The organism is Halomonas sp. PAMB 3264 (assembly GCF_031954245.1).
Lineage (GTDB): Bacteria > Pseudomonadota > Gammaproteobacteria > Pseudomonadales > Halomonadaceae > Vreelandella.
Map to the genome: position 1 here is coordinate 2,033,694 of NZ_CP134866.1, position 23,861 is coordinate 2,057,554.

At 60.1% G+C, this 23,861-nt stretch carries 13 protein-coding genes, 2 tRNA genes and 3 rRNA genes; 7 read left to right on the forward strand and 11 right to left on the reverse strand.

The features are described 5' to 3' along the window. Positions 1-110: 110 nt before the first annotated feature. The 4 genes from xdhA to guaD are packed head-to-tail and all read left to right on the forward strand — an operon-like array spanning position 111 to position 6,157. Positions 111-1,562 (forward strand): xanthine dehydrogenase small subunit, encoded by a 1,452-nt coding sequence (gene xdhA / locus RN347_RS09160; RefSeq protein WP_311957976.1) that lies wholly within the window; start codon positions 111-113, stop codon positions 1,560-1,562. Then, positions 1,546-3,969, forward strand: coding sequence for a xanthine dehydrogenase molybdopterin binding subunit (gene xdhB / locus RN347_RS09165; RefSeq protein ID WP_311957977.1), 2,424 nt, complete (start codon positions 1,546-1,548; stop codon positions 3,967-3,969). Before xdhA ends, xdhB begins: the two co-directional genes overlap by 17 nt. After that, positions 3,966-4,838 (forward strand): xanthine dehydrogenase accessory protein XdhC, encoded by an 873-nt coding sequence (gene xdhC / locus RN347_RS09170; RefSeq protein ID WP_311957978.1) that lies wholly within the window; start codon positions 3,966-3,968, stop codon positions 4,836-4,838. The genes xdhB and xdhC overlap by 4 nt, the downstream gene beginning before the upstream one ends. Continuing rightward, on the forward strand, positions 4,835-6,157 hold the full coding sequence (gene guaD, locus RN347_RS09175) for a guanine deaminase (protein ID WP_311960840.1): 1,323 nt from the start codon (positions 4,835-4,837) through the stop codon (positions 6,155-6,157). Before xdhC ends, guaD begins: the two co-directional genes overlap by 4 nt. A 113-nt stretch (positions 6,158-6,270) precedes the next feature. On the opposite strand, the gene rrf is transcribed toward guaD, so the two are convergent. The 11 genes from rrf to RN347_RS09230 form a co-directional block, all read right to left on the reverse strand. Then, positions 6,271-6,386: ribosomal RNA gene (gene rrf, locus RN347_RS09180) — 5S ribosomal RNA — on the reverse strand. Positions 6,387-6,516: 130 nt separating this feature from the next. Beyond that, positions 6,517-9,405: ribosomal RNA gene (locus RN347_RS09185) — 23S ribosomal RNA — on the reverse strand. Positions 9,406-9,669: 264 nt separating this feature from the next. Next, a tRNA-Ala gene (locus RN347_RS09190) sits at positions 9,670-9,745 on the reverse strand. A gap of 110 nt (positions 9,746-9,855) precedes the next feature. Continuing rightward, positions 9,856-9,932: transfer RNA gene (locus RN347_RS09195), tRNA-Ile, on the reverse strand. An 85-nt stretch (positions 9,933-10,017) separates the two neighbouring features. Next, a 16S ribosomal RNA gene (locus RN347_RS09200) occupies positions 10,018-11,552 on the reverse strand. Together the 16S, 23S and 5S rRNA genes with 2 tRNA genes alongside form the textbook arrangement of a ribosomal RNA operon. 278 nt (positions 11,553-11,830) lie before the next feature. Then, positions 11,831-12,829 (reverse strand): adenosine deaminase, encoded by a 999-nt coding sequence (locus RN347_RS09205; RefSeq protein WP_311957979.1) that lies wholly within the window; start codon positions 12,827-12,829, stop codon positions 11,831-11,833. 26 nt (positions 12,830-12,855) lie between these two features. Beyond that, the gene (cydC, locus tag RN347_RS09210) at positions 12,856-14,565 is read right to left on the reverse strand and encodes a thiol reductant ABC exporter subunit CydC (RefSeq protein WP_311957980.1); all 1,710 of its coding nucleotides are present in this window, start codon (positions 14,563-14,565) and stop codon (positions 12,856-12,858) included. Continuing rightward, positions 14,562-16,235, reverse strand: a complete 1,674-nt coding sequence (gene cydD, locus RN347_RS09215; RefSeq protein WP_311957981.1) for a thiol reductant ABC exporter subunit CydD — start codon at positions 16,233-16,235, stop codon at positions 14,562-14,564. The genes cydC and cydD overlap by 4 nt, the downstream gene beginning before the upstream one ends. A gap of 4 nt (positions 16,236-16,239) precedes the next feature. Continuing rightward, positions 16,240-17,241, reverse strand: a complete 1,002-nt coding sequence (cydB, locus tag RN347_RS09220) for a cytochrome d ubiquinol oxidase subunit II (protein ID WP_263587082.1) — start codon at positions 17,239-17,241, stop codon at positions 16,240-16,242. Positions 17,242-17,243: 2 nt separating this feature from the next. After that, positions 17,244-18,659 (reverse strand): cytochrome ubiquinol oxidase subunit I, encoded by a 1,416-nt coding sequence (locus RN347_RS09225; protein WP_311957982.1) that lies wholly within the window; start codon positions 18,657-18,659, stop codon positions 17,244-17,246. A gap of 203 nt (positions 18,660-18,862) precedes the next feature. After that, positions 18,863-19,837: a calcium/sodium antiporter gene (locus RN347_RS09230; protein WP_263587080.1), complete on the reverse strand. Its 975-nt coding sequence runs from the start codon at positions 19,835-19,837 to the stop codon at positions 18,863-18,865. A 216-nt stretch (positions 19,838-20,053) separates the two neighbouring features. Between RN347_RS09230 and RN347_RS09235 the strand changes: the two genes are divergently transcribed. Genes RN347_RS09235 through RN347_RS09245 form a run of 3 tightly spaced genes read left to right on the forward strand, consistent with a single transcriptional unit; the run spans position 20,054 to position 23,678 of the window. Beyond that, entirely contained in the window at positions 20,054-21,403 is a 1,350-nt protein-coding gene (locus tag RN347_RS09235; RefSeq protein ID WP_263587079.1) for a paraquat-inducible protein A, read from the forward strand. Continuing rightward, a complete protein-coding gene (pqiB, locus tag RN347_RS09240) occupies positions 21,396-23,078 on the forward strand; it encodes an intermembrane transport protein PqiB (RefSeq protein ID WP_311957983.1) in 1,683 nt (560 codons plus the stop codon). The genes RN347_RS09235 and pqiB overlap by 8 nt, the downstream gene beginning before the upstream one ends. A gap of 12 nt (positions 23,079-23,090) precedes the next feature. After that, the gene (locus tag RN347_RS09245; RefSeq protein ID WP_263587077.1) at positions 23,091-23,678 is read left to right on the forward strand and encodes a membrane integrity-associated transporter subunit PqiC; all 588 of its coding nucleotides are present in this window, start codon (positions 23,091-23,093) and stop codon (positions 23,676-23,678) included. Positions 23,679-23,861 lie beyond the last annotated feature (183 nt).

The following is a 23,861-nucleotide window of genomic DNA, read 5'->3' on the forward strand; positions in this document are numbered from 1 at the left end:
CGCGCCCCAGCACCGTTTGAGGGCACCCAACAAAGTCTTGCACATCGATTTATTTTAACCCAAGCTCTAGCGTATTGACCGATTGGTCAGAACAAAAAAGAGGGACGACCATGGCAAGCGTCGAGTTTTTGCTCAATGGCGTGTTGAAACGCTGTAACGTAGCGCCGGATACCAGCGCGCTCAACCTGCTACGCGATACGCTTGGGTACACCGGCACCAAGGAAGGCTGTGCCTCTGGCGACTGCGGCGCCTGCACCGTTGCCCTACGCGACGCTAATGCGCCGAACGCGGACTTTGCTAGCGTCAACGCCTGCATTACGCCAGCGCATCAACTGCAAGACAAACTGTTGGTGACCGTTGAAGGGCTCGAAACGGCTAAAGGACTACATCCCGCCCAGCAGACGATGATCGAGGGTCATGCCAGTCAGTGCGGCTTTTGCACGCCGGGCATTGTCATGTCGCTTTTTACCCTCTATCAGGGAAATGCGCTCAAAGCGCCTTTTAGCCATCGGGTACTGGAAGAAGCGCTGGGGGGAAATCTCTGCCGCTGCACCGGCTACCGCCCCATTCGCGATGCGGCACTTCAGATGCAAACCATGCGCTGGCAGTCGCCGGTCTGGCTCGATGCCGCCAGCTCTGCCGCACAATCGATGCCATCCAACGACCCGCCGGGTGACGCACTCTTTTTTAAAAGCCCCACTTCGCTCGATGCGCTGCTGACGCTACGCGCGCGTCATCCAAACGCACGGCTGGTGGCCGGCGCCACCGATCTGTGGCTTGAGAACACCCAGCAGCTCAAGGCGCTCAATCAGCTGATCGATGTGACCCGGGTGGATGAGTTACGCCATATCGAGGCGAGTGACGACCCGTCCCGGCCAGGCTGGTGGATCGGCGCGGCGGTGACGTATACCGAGCTTGAAACGCTTTTCGAGCGCCATTTCCCTGCGTTTGCCCACCTGCTCTCCCGGCTGGGCTCTCGCCAGATTCGAAACCGCGGCACGCTGGGCGGTAACATTGCCAACGCCTCTCCTATCGGCGATACGCCGCCGGTGCTTTTGGCACTGGGGGCCTGGCTCGAAATCGCGGGGCCGAGCGGCGCGCGCAGTCTGCCGCTCGAAAGCTTTTTTATCGATTATAAAAAAACCGCCCTGCAAAGCGACGAGGTGGTCAGCCGTATATTCATTCCTGCGCTGACCGAGCACGCAACGCTGCGCGTCTGGAAGCTCTCCAAACGCCGTGAAGACGATATTTCCGCCGTTCTTGGCGCCTTTCACTATGCTATCGACGATGGCGTTCTTAGCCAGGTACGCCTTGGCTTTGGCGGCATGGCCGCCATCTCGAAACGTGCGTTACACGCTGAAGCCGCGCTCGAAGGCCAACCGGTGACTCAGGCGAGTTTTCAAGCGGCGCAGCGGGCGTTGGCCAAGGATTTCGAGCCCATGTCGGATGTGCGGGGTAGCAGCCACTACCGTGAACAGGCGGCAGCCAATCTGCTGGAGCGGCTTTACCTGACGCTCACCATGCCCACTCAAGAGGTCATGATTCATGCGTACGCTCACTAAGCTCGATAGCGAAAGCCGTCACGCCCGGCGCGAACTCGACGATCACATCAAGGGCTCCGGGCCCCTGGCGCGCCACACCGTTGACAGCGACGGACGGCGTCAGGCCGGCTCGTCGAGCCATCACGAAAGTGCTCGCAAGCATGTAACCGGCAAGGCGAGCTACATCGATGACCTCAAGACACCGGAAGATGCGCTACACGTAGCGCTTGGCCTGTCACCAGCGGCGTTTGGCACGCTGACGACACTCGAGCTCGACGCGGTGCGTCAGGCTGAAGGCGTGGTGGACGTTATCACCTTTGCCGATGTGCCGGGCCACACTGACATCGGCCCGGTCTTTCCGGGCGACCCGATTTTCGTCGACCGCGATGTCAGTTACGCCGGCCAATGTCTGTTTGCCGTCGCGGCGACCTCCTTTCAGGCGGCGCGGCGCGCGGTGACACTCGCCACTATCGAAATCGATGAGCGCCCCGCCCTCCTCGACCCGGTGGCCGCCGTCGAACAGGGTGAGCTGGTACGCCCGACTCACGTCCAGGAACGCGGCGATTGGCAAACAACCCTTGCGCACGCGCAAACGCTCGTTGAAGGCACGCTGTTCGTCGGCGGACAGGAGCATCTTTATCTAGAAGGCCAAGCCTGCGTAGTGTTTCCCACCGAGGACGAAGGTGTTCTGGTCCATACTTCCAACCAGCACCCCAGCGAAACGCAGAAGCTGGTCGCCGAGGTATTGGGTATCCCTTTTCACGCGGTCACCGTCGAGGTGCGCCGCATGGGCGGCGGTTTCGGCGGCAAGGAGACGCAAGCCTCACCCTGGGCATGCATCGCGGCCATCATCGCACGACGCACGGGCCGCGCCACCCGCCTGCGGCTACCGCGCACCGCCGATATGCAGGTCACCGGCAAGCGTCACCCTTTTCACAACCGCTACCGTTTGGCCATCGATGAACGCGGCGTCATTCAGGGCGGTGATATCACCGTGATTGGCGACTGCGGCTATTCGCCAGATCTTTCAGACGCTATTGTCGATCGGGCCATGTTTCACGCCGATAATGCCTATTCGCTGGGCAACGCCCGCGTGACCGGGCACCGGGCGAAAACCCACACGGCGTCCAACACCGCTTTTCGCGGTTTTGGCGGCCCCCAGGGAATGATGGCGATCGAAGCGGCGATGGATGATATCGCTCGCCAGATCGGCGAAGACCCTTTGACCGTTCGCAAACGCAACTTCTACCGCAAGGGTTGTGAGACGACGCATTATGGGCAAACCGTCGATCAAATTGCGTTGCTGCATACGCTGGTCGAAAAGCTCGAAAAAGACAGCGATTATTGGGCACGTCGTAATGCCATGACTGCGTTCAACGCCTCGAGCCCGGTTATCAAAAAAGGGCTGGCGCTCACGCCGGTGAAGTTCGGTATTTCGTTCACCGCACAGCACCTCAATCAGGCCGGCGCCCTTTTACACGTCTATACCGACGGCAGCGTGATGATCAATCACGGTGGCACCGAAATGGGCCAGGGTCTTCACACCAAGATCTGTCAGGTCGTCGCCCGCGAGCTGGGGCTCGATCTTGACGACGTGCGCATCAGCGCCACGCGTACCGACAAGGTGCCCAACACCTCACCCACAGCGGCGTCTAGCGGCGCGGATTTGAATGGCATGGCGGCGCGCGACGCGGCGAGCCGCCTGCGTGAGCGCCTGTTCGATTTTGCCGCCGCCCATTTCGAAGGCGGTTTGGATCGCGAAGGCATGCGCCTGGAGGAGGGTGAGCTGATCGCCGGATTTGGCGAAAGCGAATATCACCTGCCTTGGGGGGAGCTGGTGCAAACCGCCTACCTCAACCGGGTCTCGCTTTCCGAGAAAGGCTTTTACGCTACCCCACTGATTCATTACGACCGCTCGATGGGCCAGGGCCGTCCCTTCTACTACTTCGCCTTCGGCGCCGCCGTTTCTGAAGTAAGCGTTGACACACTGAGCGGTGAGTACCGGGTCGATCGGGTCGATGTGCTCCACGATGTCGGGGATGCGCTCAATCCGGCGATCGATATTGGTCAGGTCGAAGGGGGCTTTATCCAGGCGATGGGTTGGCTGACCAGTGAAGAGCTCAAGTGGAGCGACAAGGGGGCGCTTTTAAGCAGCAGCGCGGCCACCTACAAGATTCCCACCTTTGGCGACTTGCCGCCGGTCTTCAATGTCTCGCTCATGGAGGGCCACCCTAACTCGATGGCGAGCCTTTATCGCTCCAAAGCGGTAGGCGAGCCGCCCTTCATGCTGGGCATCAGCGTCTGGTCGGCGCTGCGCGACGCGCTGTCGAGCCTGACGCACTATCAATGCTCGCCGGCACTGGACACCCCGGCAACCCCCGAGCGGGTCATGCTGGCCGCTCAGGCCATCAGGCCCAAAGCGCTATGAGCGGCGCCGCAAATACGCCTTGGCATGCCGCGCTGCACGATTGCCAACAAAACGGCACGCCGCACGTACTGGCTACTCAGGTGACCGCTCAGGGCTCGACCCCTCGTGAACCCGGTGCACGCATGATCGTCACCTCGGATCACGTCTTCGATACCCTGGGCGGCGGTACCTTCGAGTGGCAGACCATTCAGGCGGCGCGGCGCTATCTGGAGCAGGACAAAGCCGGCTTTCATCTGGAGGCGTTCGCGCTTGGCGGGCGAAGTGGTCAGTGCTGCGGTGGCTTCGTCAACGTTCTGCTGGAAGTGTTTCCGGGTACGCAAACTCACTTGGCGGTGTTTGGTGCGGGCCATATCGGACGACACGTGATAGAGCTTACCGATCCGCTCGACTGGCAGCGCTACTGGTGCGATAGCCGCCCAGACACGCTACCTTTGACGCCTGAGTCGCCTCGTCTGTCGCTGTTACCCCTCGAGAACGTAGGCCAACGCGTCAACGCGCTACCGTCGGGCTGTCACGCGCTGGTGATGACCCACAGCCACGATGAGGACTACGCTCTGATCGAAGCACTCATTGAGCGCGATGATATCGCCTCGATCGGCCTGATCGGTTCCGAAAGCAAGTGGGCCAGTTTCACAGGCAGACTTCAGCGAGCGGGTTATTCGCCTGCCTCTATTGAGCGTGTACGCAGCCCGATTGGCGCGTTCAACGGTGCCAAGCTGAACCACAAATCACCCTACGCCATCGCGCTTACGGCAGTGACCGAGCTTTTATGGCTTATCGATACTTCTCCTGATAGCGCCACCCGAGGGCTCGAAAGCGCCCCGCTTCGCGCATTTTTCAACGATCATCAACCCGTTCAAGTGACCTGACCGTGACCCAGAATACGTTTATCCGCGCCGAACTTTTGAGTTTCGCCAAGCCTCCGGGCGCCCAGGACCGGCCCGCTGCTGGCAGTGTCGAGCATTTCGAAGACGGTCTTTTATGGCTCAGGGAGGGACTGATTCACGCGGTAGGTCGTTTTAACGAGCTTTCCAGCGAGCTTCCCGCCGGCGTGGATATCATCGATCACAGCGACAAGCTGATCATGCCGGGCTTTATCGACAGCCATGTCCATTACGTGCAGCTCGATATCATGGCTTCCTACGGCCGACAGCTACTCGACTGGCTCAACGAGTACACCTTTCCCGAGGAGTGTCGTTTCCAAAGTGCCGAGCACGCCGAGGCGCTTTCGCAAGCGTTTCTGAACGAAATGTTGCGCGCGGGAACGACGACCGCCCAGGTATTCGGCTCGAGCCACGCGATCTCCATGGACGCTTTCTTCGGTGCCTGCCAGACACGCGGACTACGTATGCTGGGTGGCAAGGTAATGATGGATCGCAACGCGCCCGAGGCGCTTCTCGATGGCACAACCGGCATCCAGGATACCGAGCGACTGATCGCCGATTGGCACGGACGGGAGCGGCTGGGCTATAGCGTCACGCCTCGTTTCGCACCGACCTCGACAAAAGCGCAAATGGATGCTGCGGGTGCGCTTTTGCGCAGTGACCCAACGCTTTGGCTTCAAACCCATTTGGCGGAAAATCGCGGCGAGCTTGCCTGGGTGGCAGAGCTCTTTCCCGACAGTCAGGACTATCTGGCCGTTTACGAACGCGCCGGGCTCGTGGGGCCTAAAAGTACGTTTGCCCACGGCGTACACCTGGATGACAGTATGCGTGAGCGCCTGGCCGCTCAGGGAGCCAACATCGCCTTCTGTCCCAGCTCCAATCTGTTTTTGGGCAGTGGTCTTTTCGATCGTGACGCGGCAGCCCGCGCGGACATGGCGTTCACCTACGCAAGCGACATTGGCGCCGGCACCGACTTGACCGGCTTTGCGACGCTTAAAAGTGCCTATCAGGTAGGCCAACTCAACAATCAGCCGCTCACCGCATGGCAGGGTTTTTATGGCCTGACCCATGGGAACGCCAAAACGCTCTCGCTCGACCAAAAAATTGGCCAACTAAAGCCTGGTCTCGAGGCGGACTTCGTTGTGGTTGATCCAAATGCCACCGAACTATTGAGCCGCCGCATTCGCCGCTGCAGCACGTTAGGCGAGCGCCTTTTCGCGCTCATGATGCTGGCAGACGATCGCGCCATTTTCGAGACCTGGGCGAACGGCGAGTGCCAGCATAGCCGTGATGGGTTGTTGTAGAAACAGACTTTAACCGGCAGTGCGGCGCGGCCGCTCTGCTCTCCACCGGCCCTCTCCTTCACGCATAAAAAAAAGCCCCGAACACAGAGTGCTCGGGGCTTTTTCGAATAGGTGCCTGACGATAACCTACTCTCGCATGGGGAGACCCCACACTACCATCGGCGCGTTGCGGTTTCACTTCCGAGTTCGGCAAGGGATCGGGTGGTTCACGCAAGCCATGGTCGTCAGGCGTAACTGTCAATGTATATCGGCTGACGGTTTCGTGATCGTCCCGTTCGACATGAAGCCTCTCGCTTCATGTTCGTGCGTATCCGGTTATTGCTTCGTTGTCACTGCGGGCCGAACCCCTTGGGTGTTATAGGGTCAAGCCTCACGGGCCATTAGTACACGTTAGCTCAACACCTTGCGGTGCGTCCACACCGTGCCTATCAACCAGCTGGTCTCGCTGGGCCCTTCAGGAGGCTCGAGGCCTCGGGGATGTCTCATCTTGAAGGGGGCTTCCCGCTTAGATGCTTTCAGCGGTTATCCCGTCCGCACATAGCTACCCGGCAATGCCACTGGCGTGACAACCGGAACACCAGAGGTGCGTCCACTCCGGTCCTCTCGTACTAGGAGCAGCCCTTCTCAAACATCCAACGCCCACGGCAGATAGGGACCGAACTGTCTCACGACGTTCTAAACCCAGCTCGCGTACCACTTTAAATGGCGAACAGCCATACCCTTGGGACCGACTTCAGCCCCAGGATGTGATGAGCCGACATCGAGGTGCCAAACACCGCCGTCGATGTGAACTCTTGGGCGGTATCAGCCTGTTATCCCCGGAGTACCTTTTATCCGTTGAGCGATGGCCCTTCCATACAGAACCACCGGATCACTAGAACCTGCTTTCGCACCTGCTCGACGTGTCTGTCTCGCAGTCAAGCACCCTTATGCTCTTGCACTCATTGCACGATGTCCGACCGTGCTGAGGGTACCTTCGTGCTCCTCCGTTACTCTTTGGGAGGAGACCGCCCCAGTCAAACTACCCACCACACACTGTCCTCGACCCGGATAACGGGTCGGAGTGAGAACACCAATGATGCCAGGCCGGTATTTCAAGGGTGGCTCCCTCCGAACTGGCGTCCGGAGTTCCTAGCCTCCCGGCTATCCTACACAGGCAACATCAGTATCCAGTGTGAAGCTATAGTAAAGGTTCACGGGGTCTTTCCGTCTAGCCGCGGGTACACCGCATCTTCACGGCGATTTCAATTTCACTGAGTCTCGGGTGGAGACAGCGTGGCCATCATTACGCCATTCGTGCAGGTCGGAACTTACCCGACAAGGAATTTCGCTACCTTAGGACCGTTATAGTTACGGCCGCCGTTTACCGGGGCTTCGATCAGGAGCTTCGCCCGAGGGCTAACACCATCACTTAACCTTCCGGCACCGGGCAGGCGTCACACCCTATACGTCCGCTTGCGCGTTGGCAGAGTGCTGTGTTTTTACTAAACAGTTGCAGCCACCTGGTATCTTCGGCCGGTTCGGGCTCGGGGAGCAAGTCCCTCTACCCTACGCCGGCGTGCCTTCTCCCGAAGTTACGGCACCATTTTGCCTAGTTCCTTCACCCGAGTTCTCTCAAGCGCCTTGGGATTCTCACCCTGACCACCTGTGTCGGTTTGGGGTACGGTCGCACATGATCTGAAGCTTAGAGGCTTTTCCTGGAAGCGTGGCATCAGTGACTTCCTGACCGTGGTCAGTTCGTCTCGCATCTCGGCCTTGAACGCCCGGATTTGCCTGAGCGTTCAGCCTACCTGCTTTCACCGGGACAACCAGCGCCCGGCTCACCTAGCCTTCTCCGTCCCCCCATCGCAATCATGTCCGGTACGGGAATATTGACCCGTTTCCCATCGACTACGCCTTTCGGCCTCGCCTTAGGGGCCGACTCACTCTGCTCTGATTAGCATCGAACAGAAACCCTTGGTCTTCCGGCGGGGGAGTTTTTCACTCCCCTTATCGTTACTCATGTCAGCATTCGCACTCGTGATACCTCCAGCAGACCTCTCGATCCACCTTCATCGGCGTACACGACGCTCCTCTACCGCTCATCCAGAGGATGAACCCGTAGCTTCGGTACCTGGTTTAGCCCCGTTACATCTTCCGCGCAGGCCGACTCGACCAGTGAGCTATTACGCTTTCTTTAAAGGATGGCTGCTTCTAAGCCAACCTCCTGGCTGTCTGAGCCTTCCCACATCGTTTCCCACTTAACCAGGATTTGGGGACCTTAGCTGACGGTCCGGGTTGTTTCCCTTTTCACGACGGACGTTAGCACCCGCCGTGTGTCTCCCACGCTGCACTCACCGGTATTCGGAGTTTGCCTCGGGTTGGTAAGTCGGGATGACCCCCTAGCCGAAACAGTGCTCTACCCCCGGTGGTGATACGTGAGGCGCTACCTAAATAGCTTTCGAGGAGAACCAGCTATCTCCGGGCTTGATTAGCCTTTCACTCCGATCCACAAGTCATCCAAATCTTTTTCAACAGATCCTGGTTCGGGCCTCCAGTTGATGTTACTCAACCTTCACCCTGCTCATGGATAGATCGCCCGGTTTCGGGTCTATATCCAGCGACTGGTCGCCCAGTTAAGACTCGATTTCTCTACGCCTCCCCTATTCGGTTAAGCTCGCCACTGAATATAAGTCGCTGACCCATTATACAAAAGGTACGCAGTCACAGAACAAGTCTGCTCCCACTGCTTGTACGCACACGGTTTCAGGATCTATTTCACTCCCCTCGCCGGGGTTCTTTTCGCCTTTCCCTCACGGTACTGGTTCACTATCGGTCAGCCAGGAGTATTTAGCCTTGGAGGATGGTCCCCCCGTCTTCAATCAGGGTTTCTCGTGCCCCGACCTACTCGATTTCACTGTGCTCGGATTTCGGCTACGGGACTATCACCCGCTATGGTCAGACTTCCCAGACTGTTCGCCTATCGATTGCACAACTTAAGGGCTGGTCCCCGTTCGCTCGCCGCTACTGGGGGAATCTCGGTTGATTTCTTTTCCTCGGGGTACTTAGATGTTTCAGTTCCCCCGGTTCGCCTCGTATCCCTATGTATTCAGGATACGATACCGACCTTGTGGTCGGTGGGTTTCCCCATTCAGAGATGTTCGGGTCACAGGTCGTTTGCCACCTCACCGAACCTTATCGCAGGCTTCCACGTCTTTCATCGCCTCTGGCTGCCTAGGCATCCACCGTGTGCGCTTCATTGCTTGACCCTATAACCCGAAGGAGTCCGGGCCCGCAATGACAACGATTGCCGGATACGCTTGAGACGTATCACAAAACAATTGCGTATCGAGATCACGTCACGATCACAGGAGCCGAAGCCCATGTCACCGTATCGTCATTCGATACTGTCAGCATGATATACATTGTTAAAGAGCGACTGTTCGATGAACAGTGACAAGACGGCTTTTAAAACCCTGCCTTGTCAATGATCACAAAACAACAAACGGTACAACAACACGGCAACGAGATAATGGTGGAGCCAAGCGGGATCGAACCGCTGACCTCCTGCGTGCAAGGCAGGCGCTCTCCCAGCTGAGCTATGGCCCCATCGTTTTGCAATTTCACCTCTTGCCATCAATTTCCGTGAGACACAACAAAACGCAACAACGTACAGACCACCATACGAAGAGCTTTTTAATGCGGGCATTACGGGAATCTGGTGGGTCTGGGCAGACTTGAACTGCCGACCTCACCCTTATCAGGGGTGCGCTCTAACCAACTGAGCTACAGACCCAAGAGGGGATCGTGCCAAACCGTTTGCTCTATCACTTGATCAGGCAATTCATTGTGGACGTTTACCGCGAGGATGACGCATCGTTTAAGGAGGTGATCCAGCCGCAGGTTCCCCTACGGCTACCTTGTTACGACTTCACCCCAGTCATGAACCACACCGTGGTGATCGCTTTCCCGAGGGTTAAGCTAACCACTTCTGGTGCAGTCCACTCCCATGGTGTGACGGGCGGTGTGTACAAGGCCCGGGAACGTATTCACCGTGGCATTCTGATCCACGATTACTAGCGATTCCGACTTCACGGAGTCGAGTTGCAGACTCCGATCCGGACTGAGACCGGCTTTTCGGGATTCGCTTGCTCTCGCGAGTTCGCTGCCCTTTGTACCGGCCATTGTAGCACGTGTGTAGCCCTGCTCGTAAGGGCCATGATGACTTGACGTCGTCCCCACCTTCCTCCGGTTTGTCACCGGCAGTCTCCCTAGAGTTCCCGCCATTACGCGCTGGCAAATAGGGACAAGGGTTGCGCTCGTTACGGGACTTAACCCAACATTTCACAACACGAGCTGACGACAGCCATGCAGCACCTGTCTCTGCGTTCCCGAAGGCACCCCGGAATCTCTTCCGGGTTCGCAGGATGTCAAGAGCAGGTAAGGTTCTTCGCGTTGCATCGAATTAAACCACATGCTCCACCGCTTGTGCGGGCCCCCGTCAATTCATTTGAGTTTTAACCTTGCGGCCGTACTCCCCAGGCGGTCGACTTATCGCGTTAACTTCGCCACAAGGTGCACAAGGCACCCAACGGCTGGTCGACATCGTTTACGGCGTGGACTACCAGGGTATCTAATCCTGTTTGCTACCCACGCTTTCGCACCTCAGTGTCAGTGTCAGTCCAGAAGGCCGCCTTCGCCACTGGTATTCCTCCCGATCTCTACGCATTTCACCGCTACACCGGGAATTCCACCTTCCTCTCCTGCACTCTAGCCTGACAGTTCCGGATGCCGTTCCCAGGTTGAGCCCGGGGCTTTCACAACCGGCTTGTCAAGCCACCTACGCGCGCTTTACGCCCAGTAATTCCGATTAACGCTTGCACCCTCCGTATTACCGCGGCTGCTGGCACGGAGTTAGCCGGTGCTTCTTCTGTGGGTGATGTCCTTCCTGACGGGTATTAACCGGCAGGCCTTCTTCCCCACTGAAAGTGCTTTACAACCCGAGGGCCTTCTTCACACACGCGGCATGGCTGGATCAGGCTTGCGCCCATTGTCCAATATTCCCCACTGCTGCCTCCCGTAGGAGTTCGGGCCGTGTCTCAGTCCCGATGTGGCTGATCATCCTCTCAGACCAGCTACGGATCGTCGCCCTGGTGAGCCGTTACCTCACCAGCTAGCTAATCCGACATGGGCTCGTCCGATAGCGGGAGCCGAAGCCCCCTTTCTCCCGTAGGACGTATGCGGTATTAGCCTGGGTTTCCCCAGGTTATCCCCCACTATCGGGTGGATTCCCATGCATTACTCACCCGTCCGCCGCTCGCCACCAGGAAGCAAGCTTCCCGTGCTGCCGCTCGACTTGCATGTGTTAAGCCTGCCGCCAGCGTTCAATCTGAGCCATGATCAAACTCTTCAGTTTAAAATCAGTGTGATTCTTGCCTGCCCCACATACGACGACATGACGCAGAGGCGAATCAATCCTGGCTCAAGGTTCAAACGAATTTACCGTGATACCCCGAAGGGTATCGCTGTGTTCGTCTGCCTTGATATAAGGTGACTTGTCACCCTCATCGGCAAACGCCCACATGAATTGCCTGATCAAATTGTTAAAGAGCTGACCGAAGGGCGCTGCCCGTTCGATGTGGGGCGTATTCTACTCACTTATGGTTATACGTCAACCCTATAGCGCACTTTTTATCACTCGCCTATGGAATCGAGGCGCTGGAGCAACGCTTTACGGCGCGGCTCGGCAATGAAGGCTTCTTCCAGCGCGTTGCGATTGAGCGCCTTGAACACGGACTCGTCCCAGCCGAAGGCATCACGACAAGCAACATGATTGGCCAGCAACCCACCGCCGAAATAGGCCGGGTCATCGGAACTGATGGTGACTTTCAACCCCTCTTCGATGAGCGCAGGAAGCGGATGCTCGCCAAGCTCGTCGATCACTTTCAGGCAAACGTTCGAAAGAGGGCAAACGGTCAGCACGACTTGTTCGCTTCGAAGACGCTCGACCAGCTCGCTATCGTCCAGGCAGCGGACACCGTGATCCACCCGCGTTATCTTGAGCTCATCAAGCGCCTGGCGGATGTAGTCCGCCGGCCCCTCTTCGCCGGCGTGGGCGACCAGCGCCAATCCTTCTTTAGCGGCGCGCTCGAACAATGCCTTGAACTTGACCGGCGGATTGTCGCGCTCAGCACTATCCAGGCCAATGGCGTCGAGCCGTGTCCAGTAGGGAGCGGCCTGCTCGAACACCTCGAGTGCTTCTTCTTGAGAGCGGTCGCGTAGAAATGCCATGATCATGCCAATTGACAGATCCAACGACGCCTCGGCCTCCTCTTTCGCCCGAAAGAGCCCCTCCATTACCTCATCCAGCGCCACGCCGCGAACCAGGTGCGCCTGCGGGTCGAAGTGCATGTCGATATGCACCACGCCTTCATCGCTTGCGCGCTTGAAATAGTCGATCGCGAGATCATAAAAATCCTCACGGGTGCGCAGTACGTTCATGCCCTGGTAGTAGAGATTCAGAAATCCCTGCAGGTTATCGAACCGGTACGCTGCCTTGACGTCCTCGACGCTCGCGTAATCGAGCGCGATACCGTTGCGTTTGGCGAGGCGAAACATCAGCTCCGGCTCGAGCGACCCTTCGATATGCAGGTGAAGTTCGGTCTTGGGCAGTTGGCGCAGGTACTCGTACATGATTTCCCCTCTTGAAAGATACGGCATCAAACGCTGGCCGAATTCAGCTGACCGTGGCAAAGGGAACGACTATACGTGAGCCCCGGAAGCAGCGATACATCGTCGATCTGGTGAACGAAGTAGATCGCCGTTCGACCCACGAGCCACTGATCGAGCGACGCCGCCAGGTGGCGAGCGGTGTCACTGTCGACGCCGGCGAAGGGTTCATCCAGCAGCACGACGTCTGGATTTCGCAGAAAAAGACGTGCCAGCGCTACGCGCCGGGCCTGGCCACCGGAGAGCTTGCGCCCCTTCTCCCCCACGGGTGTTTGAAGTCCCTCGGGCTCGCGGCGCACCCAATCAGCCAACGCCACGCGCTCGAGCGCCTGCCAAAGCGCTTCATCGTCGGCGGACTCGTTGGCCAGGCGAAGATTATCGGCAAGGGTGGCATCGAAAAGATCGACCTGCTGGGAGAGAAAGGCGAAGCCGCTGGCGCGCTCATCATTTAAAAGCGCGCAAGGCGCCTGCCCCCCCACCGTCACACTTCCGCTACTCGGCACCAGTCTCCCGAGAATTAGATGAGCGAGCGTCGACTTGCCCGCCCCGGATGCGCCGGTAATCGCCACGCGCGCACCGGCAGGCACTTTCAGCGAGATCCCTGATAGCGCCGGCGCCAACATGGCCGGATAGGTATAGCCAGCGTCACTCAGCGTCACACTGACCCCAGGAGAACCTTCTGGAAATATCGCGCAAGGTTGCTCGTCAGAAACGGCCTTCGGCGTTAGCTGATTGAGGCGCCGAACGCTTGCGTAACTTGCCCCGAGCTTGATGAACGCAGACGGAAGCGCTGTGAAGAGCTCACCGGCGCCGAGCACGACCAGCAGCAGCATGATCGCCACCGGCGATGCGATATCGTCGACGAGCGCGGCCTGGCTTAAAAACCAGAGCACCCCGATTAAAAGCACGCCCGTAACGAGCAGGATCAGCGCGTTACCCAGCGCCGCCTTCGCCGCCAGCCGACGCTGATTGGCGCTGGCACCGGCCTCCAGCGCTTCGATATGCATCTGGTGCCAACGCCTGGTTTGGTAGCTTTCAAGCTCGGCGCTGGCCTGGATCTGGTCGAGCACCCGGTTACGCAGCGCACTCTGATCGCGCACCTGCTGATGGCTCTGGCGAAACCCAGCCCAGGCGAAGCCAAACGTAAGCACCATCCACAGCGCGCCAAGACTCATCCCCACGATCACCGCAAGCCCCGGCAGCCAAAGCGCAATGAAAAGGGACAGCAAACCGATCGCCAGCAGCGCGACCAGCGGCGGCATTAACAGGCGCAGGTAGAAGTTATCGAGGGTATCGATATCGGCGGTGAGCCGGGTCAGCCAATCGCCTGCGCGGCGTCGGCTCAAGGAGGCGGCGTCCAGATGGGTCAGGTAACCAAATACCTTGAAGCGCAGATCCGCCAGCAGCGTCAACACCGCGTTGTGGTTATATAAACGCTCGACATAGCGCGCGACGGTGCGAAGCAGGGCAAAAAAGCGGATACCGCCGCCGGGAACGTAGATATCCAGCGTCGAGGGCAGCCCCGCCGCCAGCGCCATGCCGGCGAAAGCGCAGGCGGTGATGAACCAGCCCGAAAGTCCCAACAGCGCAAGCCCTGCCAAAACCGTTGTCAGCATCAGCGCCGCGCCGATCAAAAAAACGCGCCGGCGCCTTGTCAGCAGAAAAATCCAGGGGCGAAAAGCGCAGATCAGCTCTTTCATGGCGTGACCTCCAAAACGCGGCCGCCGTCGCAGTGAAGATGGCGGGTGGCGATCGTCAGCACCTGCGGGTGGTGCGTGGCGATCACCAGCGTACGCCCATCCCTGGCCCAGGCCTTGAGCGCATCGATCACCAGCGCCTCGGTGGCGGCATCGAGATTCGAGGTCGGCTCGTCGAGCAGCACCAGCGGCGCGGCGCTGAGATAGACCCGCGCCAGCGCCAGCCGCTGCGCCTGCCCGCCGGAAAGCCCAACACCCCGCTCGCCCAGAGGCGTTTCGAGCCCCTGAGGCAGCGCGGTGAGAAGCTCCCCAAGCCCTGCCCGAGCGAGCGCGTCCAATAGCGCCCTCTCGCCCGCTTCGGGATTGGCGAGTCTCAGATTTTCCGCAAGGCTTCCCTGAATCAGACACGGGCTTTGGTCGAGCCAGGCGATCTGGTCCGAGCGGCGATAGAGCGCGCCTTCCTGTGGCGCCATAAAGCCCGCCAGCAGCGCCAGAAGCGATGACTTACCGCTACCGGAAGCGCCGGTGAGCGCCAGGATATCGCCTTGTGCGATGGCGAGATCAACGTGCGATAAAATGGCGTCGCGCTGGGGATAGCCCACCGAAACGCCTTTCAACTCGCAAAGCGCTGGGTCATGTCGAGGCACAACATGCGTTTGAGGCATCCAGTCGGGCTCGTTGAGAATGAATACTAGACTTTCCGCGGCACCCAGCGCCGTTGCCCGGTCGTGGTAGTGCTGAGAAAGCGTGCGCAGCGGCTGGAAAAACTCCGGCGCCAGCAGCAGTACGGCAAGCCCGGAGAAGAGCGAAAGCGACGCCGCCGGGCCGAAATCGAGATAGCCCAAAAGCCCAAAGCCCACGTACATCGCCACCACCGCGATGGCCACCGAGGCGAAGAACTCGAGCACCGCCGAGGAGAGAAACGCCAGGCGCAAGGTTTTCATCGACAGCCGCCGGTATTCGTCGGTGGCGTACCAGACATCCCTGCGCGCTTTCGCCGTGCGCCCGAATAGCTGTAGCGTACTCATGCCGCGCACCCGGTCGACGAAGTGAGCAGAGAGTCTCGAGACGGCGCTAAACTGCTCGCGGTTCATCCGCTCGGCGCCCATGCCTACCAGCGCCATGAACAGCGGAATCAGTGGCGCCGACAGGAGCAAAAAGATGACCACGACGTAATCGAGCGCACCGACGACCGCCGCAATCAGCAGCGGCAGTATCAGCACGATGCGAAGCTGGGGGTGAAAGCGCGCGAAATAGCCCTCCAGCGCATCGACGTGTTCGACCAGCTGAGTGGCCAGCGCCCCGCTTTGATGATGGGTGAGCCAGAGCGGGCCGAGCGTGGCAAGCTTGTCCAGAAGCGATGTTCTCACTCGCTGGCGAATGCGAAGGCTCGCCTCGAACGCCAGCACCTCCTGGCCCCACTGGAGCGCCGCGCGAAGGCCCACCAACGCCAAAAGCATTAAAAAAATGCTCGAAAGCCCTGACAGCGGTCGGGCGTGTACGAGAATCTGATCGACGAGCCAAGCCAGCCCCACCAGCAGGCCGGTGGTACTAGCCCCGGCCAGCACCCCGCACACCGCCGCGCCCGAAAGCCTTTTCTTCTCAGCCAGGGCCAGTTGCTTGAGCCACTGGCGCGGCGTCAGGGTCGCAGGGGATGGAGGTGCCGATCTCATGGGGTTAGTGGTACCCCTCGCCAACGCGAACCTTGCCGCGGAACACCCAATAGGTCCAGGCGGTATAGGTCAGCACGACTGGAATGACGAAGAGCACGCCAATCAGCAAGAAAAGCTGTGATTCCGGCGCCGAGGCGGCGTCCCACAGCGTGTAGTTCGGCGGTACGATCACCGGCCACTTGCTGAAAATCAGGCCAAGATAGGTAAACACATAGATCCCTACAGTGGCCACGAACGGAACGCCTTCACGCTTGTGCTGGACGCTTCGAAAAACGATGAACGCGCACAGCAGCGCCAGCGTCGGGAAGATCCAGATAAAGCGCAGCTGGCCGAACCAGCGCTCCCACACCAGCCCGTCGATGAACGGCGTCCAGAGGCTGATGATCGCGAATACGATCAGTACGCCCGCCAGCAGCATCGGCGTGATCCGGTAGGCCCACGCCTGGATATAGCCTTCGGATTTCATGATCAGCCAGGTCGCACCCAAAAGCGCATAGCCTGCCATCAGCCCAAGCCCGGTAAGAACGGAGAACGGGGTCAGCCAATCGAATGCGCCGCCGGTGTAGACGAAGTCCTCGACAGGGAAGCCCTGAATATAGGCGCCGACCACCGCGCCCTGAGCGAACGCCGCGACCGCCGAGCCCCAGCAGAACGCACGGTTCCACCAGCGGCGGTTGCGCCGTGACTTGAAGCGAAATTCAAAAGCGATACCGCGGAAGATCAGCCCCGCCAGCAGCAGGAACACGCCAATGTAGAGCGCGGGCAGAAAGACCGAGTAGACCAGCGGAAAGGCGCCTAAAAGCCCCGCGCCGCCCAGCACCAGCCAGGTTTCGTTGCCATCCCACACCGGGGCGACGGAGTTCATCATGACGTCCCGGGCATCCTCGTCCGGGGCGAAGGGAAAAAGAATGCCTATCCCCAGGTCGAAGCCGTCCATCAACACATACATGATGACGCCAAACCCGATGATCACAGCCCATATGATAGAGAGATCGAACATTTCCATGATTAGCTCCTGACCGGCTCAACGTCGTCGTCAAAGGGGGTATGCGCGGCGGAAAGTGGGCGCTTGGGACGGTCGGCGTCCGGGTCGACCTCTGCCCGGGCGTCGTGGGGCAGCATGCCGTTGCGCACCACGCGGGTGAGATAATAGATGCCGGCGTAGAACACCACGGCGTAAACCAGCACGTAACCGGTGAGCGAGAACAGCGCCATGCCGCCGGTCAAGGAAGGTGTCAGGCCCTCGGCGTGGGTCATCATGCCGTATACAAGCCAAGGGGCGCGGCCGGATTCAGTGACGATCCAGCCGGCCAGCACCGCCAGAAACGGCGTGGCGATCATGCCGACCAGCACTTTCAAATACAGCGTGTTCTCATAGACCCGGGCCCGGCGGCGCAGAAGCAGGCCGGCGAAGGCAACGGCGATCATGACAAGGCCAAGGCCCACCATCACGCGAAACGACCAGAACACCAGCGCGACCGGCGGCTGCTCTTCGGGCGGGGCTTCGCTGATGCCGGGAATCTCGCCGTCGAGGGTGTGGGTCAAGATGATGCTGGCAAGGTTGGGAATGCCCACTTCGAAGTGGTTCTCCTGGGCCTGCTGATCCGGAATCGCGAACAGCAATAGCGGTACGTTGCCGCTGGTTTCCCAGTGCCCTTCCATCGCCGCTACTTTGGTCGGCTGATGCTCGAGCGTATTGAGGCCGTGATAATCACCGATCACCGCCTGAGCCGGCGTGAGCACCATCAAAAGCCACAAACACATGGAAAGCGCCCGGCGATTGGCTGCCACGTCGCGGCCGCGCAGCAAGAACCAGGCACTCACGCCGGCCACCACGAACCCGCCGGTAATGAACGAGGCCACCGCCATGTGGGCGAAGCGGTACGGGAAGGAGGGGTTGAAGATCGCCGCGCTCCAGGACGTCACGTGGAAGCGGTTATCGATCAGCTCCACGCCGGCCGGCGTATGCATCCAGCTATTGGCAGCGAGAATCCAGAACGCGGAAATGAAGGTACCCACCGCAACCATGGTGGCCGCGAACAGGTGGACGCCCTCCGGCACCTTGCCGCGACCAAAGAGCAGAATGCCGAGAAAGGCCGCTTCGAGAAAGAAGGCGGTCACGACTTCGTAGCTCAGCACCGGGCCGATAAAGTTGGACGCCGCCAGCGAGAAGTTGCTCCAGTTGGTGCCAAACTGGAAGGACATGACGATGCCCGACACCACGCCCATGGCGAACACCACGGCGAAGACTCTTGTCCAGAACAGCGCCAACCGATCCCAGGCCGGGTTCTGAGTCTTGAAAAAGAGTCCGTGAAGCAGCGCGATGTAGGACGCAAGCCCTATGGTGAAGACGGGGAAGATCGTGTGAAAACAGACGACGAAGGCGAACTGTATTCGCGACAACATCAAGGGGTCGAGTTCCATGACACTCTCCTGAAACCGGGGAAAAGTAAGGCGCGCCCATGGGTAACAAAAGCCTGGTCGTGTCAGGAAGGTATTGACCGTTGCAATGGCCAGGCTAATTTTTACTCACGCTTTCATCTTACTGCGTCAACGCCCGGGTTACACGGGCTGCTCGGTGCCAATGATGTGTCGCAATGACGCACATCAATTTATCGTGATATTGCTCAGCTCATGACCACCACGCTGACCATGTACGCGGTGTAGCCAACGAAGGCTGCGAACAGCACACCGCCTTCCAACCGGTTGATTCGCCGCGGCCTTCCGCGCCAGGAAAACGCGAACAGCACCATCAAAAGTGTCATGCAGGTCATCACACTCCAGTCGCGCACCAGCACCTCGCGCCCGGCCTCGATCGGTGTGATCACACCGGCAAGTCCCACCACCGCCAAACTATTGAAAAGATTCGAGCCGACGACATTGCCCAGCACCATATCGTGTTCGCCTCGGCGCAGCGCGCTGATCGACGAGGCGAGCTCGGGAAGCGAGGTGCCCACCGCCACCACGGTCAAGCCGATGATCAGATCGCTGACACCGAAGGCCTGGGCGATCTCGACCGCGCCCCACACCAGCATCCGCGAGCTGACGATCAAAAGCACTAGCCCGATCAGCGTCCAGGCGACCGACTTGCCTTTGGACATGGGCTGGGCATCGAGGTTTTGGGTCACCTCTTCGACCAGCGGGTCCTGCTGCTGAGTGCGCGAATGCCAGATGCTGTAGCCGATGAACAGCGTAAGCGCTACCAGCAGCACTACCGCCTCGAGCCGCGATACCCAGCCGTCGAACAGCATGTAGCCGGTCAGCGCCATAACGATGACCAGAAGCGGCATTTCCTTGCGAATCACGCTCGAGTGCACGGCAAGCGGGGCCAGCAGCGCAATGAAACCCAGCACCAGGCCGATATTGGCAATGTTGGAGCCGTAGGCGTTACCGACGGCAAGGCCCGGGTTGCCCTGAAGCGCCGCCAGCACCGAGACCATCATTTCCGGGGCCGAGGTGCCGAAGCCGATGACCAGCATCCCGATCAACAACGGCGAAAGCCCGAGCCAGCGCGAGGTCGCCGCGGCCCCCTCGATGAATTTTTCCGCGCTCCAGATGAGCAGTACCAGACCAATCACGACCGCCAAAGCAGCGAGCAGCATACGAAGTCCTTCGTCAGGGATATAAAAGAGGCAAAAGCGCCCGCATCGTTATTCAGCCAGTGTCGCGGGTCAAGTGTGCATCGACCGTTTAGGCTATTTTGTTTATGAGGCGGTCGGCGACGTTTGACAGCCCTGACCGCTCAACGTATTAATCGAACCCAAAGCATTGTCGAGACGAGCGAATTGCGCTACTACCAGTTCAAGAAACGCCCTACCGTGGCACTTTCACCGCCGCTAGTCGATACGTTGCCGCCAGAGACGCGGCTAACACGCCGGCGCCTGCGCGCCTGTCATGAATGTGACTGGGTCAGCGCTCTGCCGCCGCTGGGCTCTGGTGAAAAGGCGTCCTGCCCGCGCTGCTTGCACACCCTGGTCAAGCGTAACCGCTACCCGGCCCAGCGCAGCATGGCACTAGCGATCGCGGCGTTCGTGGCGCTGCTGGTGGCGGTGTCGTTCCCCTTCGTTAGCTTCAACGTCAGCGGCGTGAGTAACCGCATCGAGCTGACCCAGACCGCCACCACGCTGATCAACTTTCACCAGCCGTTGGTGGCCATCGCGGTCATCATGACCATCGCCGTGCTGCCGGCGCTCTACCTGTTTGGCGTCATGTGGTTGCAGTACGGGCTGCTGCGCGGCCGCCACATGCCCTATAGCCGTGATATCGCCCGCTCGCTCGCCCACTTTCTTCCCTGGATGATGGCGGATGTCTTCATCATCGGCGCGCTGGTGAGCCTGATCAAGGTCGCCGGGCTCGCCCAGATTCATCTGGGCATCTCCTTCTGGGCCTTTTGTATCTTCGCCATACTTTTGCTCAAGACCAGCCAGTCGCTGGACGCCGACTGGATGTGGTTTTCACTGGAAGGCGAGCCGCTGGCCCCGGAAGGCACGCTGACCGGCACCACCGCCGCCGGCCAGGGCGTGACGGGTTGCCCAACCTGCGGGCTGATCAACCGGCTGCCGGCAAAGGGCAAGGTGCGCTGCCAGCGCTGTCACGAGACGCTGCACCGGCGCGTGCCGCACAGTTTACAGCGCACCTGGGCGCTGCTCTTCGCCGCCACGGTCATGTATATTCCGGCCAACGTTTACCCTATCATGACCACCACAAGCCTAGGCTCGAGTTCGCCATCGACTATCATCGGCGGCGTGGTGCAACTCATTCAGATGGGTTCCTGGCCGGTCGCGGCAGTCATTTTCATTGCCAGCGTCATCGTCCCGGTGGGTAAGCTCTTCGCCCTGGCCTGGCTTTGCCTGATCGCCAGGCGAAGCGACGAGCTCAGGGCGCAAAGCCGTACTCGGCTCTACCGATTGACCGAGTTCATCGGCCGCTGGTCGATGGTCGACGTCTTCGTGGTCGCCATTCTGGTGGCGCTGATTCGCGCGGGCTCGCTGATGTCGATCACCCCGGGCCCCGCCGCGCTTGCCTTTGGCGCAGTGGTCGTGCTAACCATGCTCGCCGCGATGGCTTTCGACCCGCGCCTTCTGTGGGACACCCCACCCCCGCGCCCAACCAGGCACAGGCTCAACACCCGGTTTAAAATAGCGACCAAGGAATCAGTGGATGGCTGAGGATTCACCGCAACTCGACACCCCCCCACCCGAAGAGAACGAGCAGCATCGGGCCAAATCGTCTCGTCAGACACGCCTGTCGCCCATTTGGATCGTGCCGATCGTCGCGCTGGTGATCGGGTTGTGGCTGGTCTACGACAACTACACCAGCCGAGGAACGCTGATTACGCTGACCAGCAACAATGCCGAGGGCATCGAGGCCGGCAGCACTCTGATTCGAAGCCGCAACGTGGAGATCGGCATCGTGCAGAGCGTGCGGCTTTCCGACGACCTTTCCCACGCGGTGATGAGCGCGCGTATTCAGCCCGAGGCCGAGGCGATGCTGCGTGAGGATAGCCGCTTTTGGGTGGTCAAGCCGCGTATCGGCCGTGAAGGCATCAGCGGGCTCGGCACGGTGCTTTCCGGCGCCTACATCCAGCTTCAGCCCGGGCGCTCCGAGGAGCCCCGGCGCGAGTTCGAGCTAAGCGACGTGCCGCCGGTGGCGGTGGCAGGCCAGGCGGGGCTACAGATTAGCCTGGTCAGCCAGCTCGGCAACTCGCTGCGCGTGGGTGACCCGGTATCCTACCAGGGCTATACCGTGGGCCGGGTCGAGGACAACCGCTTCGATGCAGAGTCACGCACCATGCAGCATCAGATCTTCATCGAGGAGCCCTACGCGCAGCTCGTCACCGACAGCACGCGCTTTTGGAGCGCCAGCGGTATCGATTTTCGTCTCGACGCCGACGGCGTGCGGGTCAACGTCGAATCCCTCGAAGCGCTGTTGGGCGGCGGCGTCACCTTCGGCGTGCCGGAGGAGCTGCCGATGGGGCGGCCGGTGGCCAACAACGCCCGCTTTACGCTCTACGCCGACGAGGACGACGCCCGAGAAGGCACCTTCAACCGCTATCTTGAGTACGTGCTGCTGGTGGACGACACCGTGCGCGGGCTTTCGCGCGGCGCGCCGGTGGAGTTTCGCGGCGTGCGCATGGGCACCGTGGCCGCGGTGCCCTGGAACTTCACTGCACCACAGCCCAACTCTCGGGCACAGTTCGCCATTCCGGTGCTGATCCGCATCGAACCCCAACGCCTGGGCATCGAAAGCGAGGATATCGACCTCGAAGAATGGGAGGCGCGCTTTGATCGCATGTTCGATCTGGGCCTTCGCGCCTCGCTCAAAAACGGCAATTTGCTGACCGGTGCGCTGTTCGTCGACCTCAACTTCCAGCGCGACCTGGCCGGGCAGCACGTCAACGAGACCTTCTCCGAGCGCACTATCTTCCCCACCGTCGCTGGCGGCTTCGCCCAGATTCAGGCCCAGGTCACGAGCCTTCTGGACAAGCTCAACGCGCTCGAGGTGGAGCCACTACTGGCCGGGCTCGATCGCAACCTGCAGGCGTCGGAAAGCGTGCTCAACGAGGTGCGCGAGGTGAGCTCATCGCTCAACGCCATTTTGAGCGACCCGGACACCCAGGCACTGGGTGGCAACGTCAACGCTACGCTCGAGGATCTGCGCACGACGATCGAAGGGCTTTCGCCTTCGTCGCCGGCCTATCAGGATCTGACGTCGGCCATCGAGCGCCTCGATCGTTTGATGCGCGATCTTCAGCCGCTGACGCGCACGCTCAACGACAATCCGCGGGCGCTGCTTTTCGACAACCTGGATGCGGAAGACCCGATTCCGCGCGCCCCGCGATAAGAGGATGACGCCATGCGCAACCCAACGCTGACATTCGCCGCCATCATGGGGCTTGGCCTGTTTCTCGGCGGCTGCGCCTCGAGCGTGACGCCGCCGGCGCGCTATATGCTGCCCGCCACGCCTATCGCCACGCCTGCTACCCCAACGGAGCGCACGCTGCAGGTACGCGCGCCCAGGCTTTCGCACTACCTGGACGTCGACGGCATCGTCATGCAGCTCGACGACATCACCCTCAACGCAGCGCGCGAACACCAGTGGGCGGAAGAGCTTGGCCGCCAGCTCGAGCGCGGGCTTCGCGCGCGCCTCTCCCAGGAGCTTCCACTGGTGCAGGTGGTGGGTGCCCAGGGCCGTCAAAACGATGCGCTGACGCTTTCGCTCGAAGTGGATCAGTTTCAGGGGCGCTATGATGGCAACGCCGTTGCCAGCGGCCAGTGGCAGCTTCGCGGCGCCGGCAACGAGCTTTTGGCGCTGGAAAGCTTCAACGCCGAAACCGAGCTTCGAGAGGATGGCTACCCGGCACTGGTGCGCGCGCTTGGTCAGAGCCTGGATCAGGTTGCCCGCGATATCGCCAGGGAAATTCGCACCGGCGGTTACTTCTAATCCCCCGCTCGCAACGCCCTTCTCGCGCTCGGCATTTTGTGCCGGGCGCGAGGTCTTTATGCGGCGCTTAAAAAGCGTCGATCTCAAATGCCCCTCGCAGCCAGGCGCGCTATCTGGCAAACTTCGCTGCCGCGCGGGGCGACCCCGCGCGTTTTTATTCATTACGAACCTGGCCCAGCAAGC

Bases quoted from the DNA above. Each gene is read 5' to 3' on its own strand.
- xdhA (WP_311957976.1), top strand. From the start codon at position 111: ATGGCAAGCGTCGAGTTTTTGCTCAATGGCGTGTTGAAACGCTGTAAC.
- xdhB (WP_311957977.1), top strand. From the start codon at position 1,546: ATGCGTACGCTCACTAAGCTCGATAGCGAAAGCCGTCACGCCCGGCGC.
- xdhC (WP_311957978.1), top strand. From the start codon at position 3,966: ATGAGCGGCGCCGCAAATACGCCTTGGCATGCCGCGCTGCACGATTGC.
- RN347_RS09205 (WP_311957979.1), bottom strand. From the start codon at position 12,829: ATGTACGAGTACCTGCGCCAACTGCCCAAGACCGAACTTCACCTGCAT.
- cydC (WP_311957980.1), bottom strand. From the start codon at position 14,565: ATGAAAGAGCTGATCTGCGCTTTTCGCCCCTGGATTTTTCTGCTGACA.
- cydD (WP_311957981.1), bottom strand. From the start codon at position 16,235: ATGAGATCGGCACCTCCATCCCCTGCGACCCTGACGCCGCGCCAGTGG.
- cydB (WP_263587082.1), bottom strand. From the start codon at position 17,241: ATGGAAATGTTCGATCTCTCTATCATATGGGCTGTGATCATCGGGTTT.
- RN347_RS09225 (WP_311957982.1), bottom strand. From the start codon at position 18,659: ATGGAACTCGACCCCTTGATGTTGTCGCGAATACAGTTCGCCTTCGTC.
- RN347_RS09230 (WP_263587080.1), bottom strand. From the start codon at position 19,837: ATGCTGCTCGCTGCTTTGGCGGTCGTGATTGGTCTGGTACTGCTCATC.
- pqiB (WP_311957983.1), top strand. From the start codon at position 21,396: ATGGCTGAGGATTCACCGCAACTCGACACCCCCCCACCCGAAGAGAAC.
- RN347_RS09245 (WP_263587077.1), top strand. From the start codon at position 23,091: ATGCGCAACCCAACGCTGACATTCGCCGCCATCATGGGGCTTGGCCTG.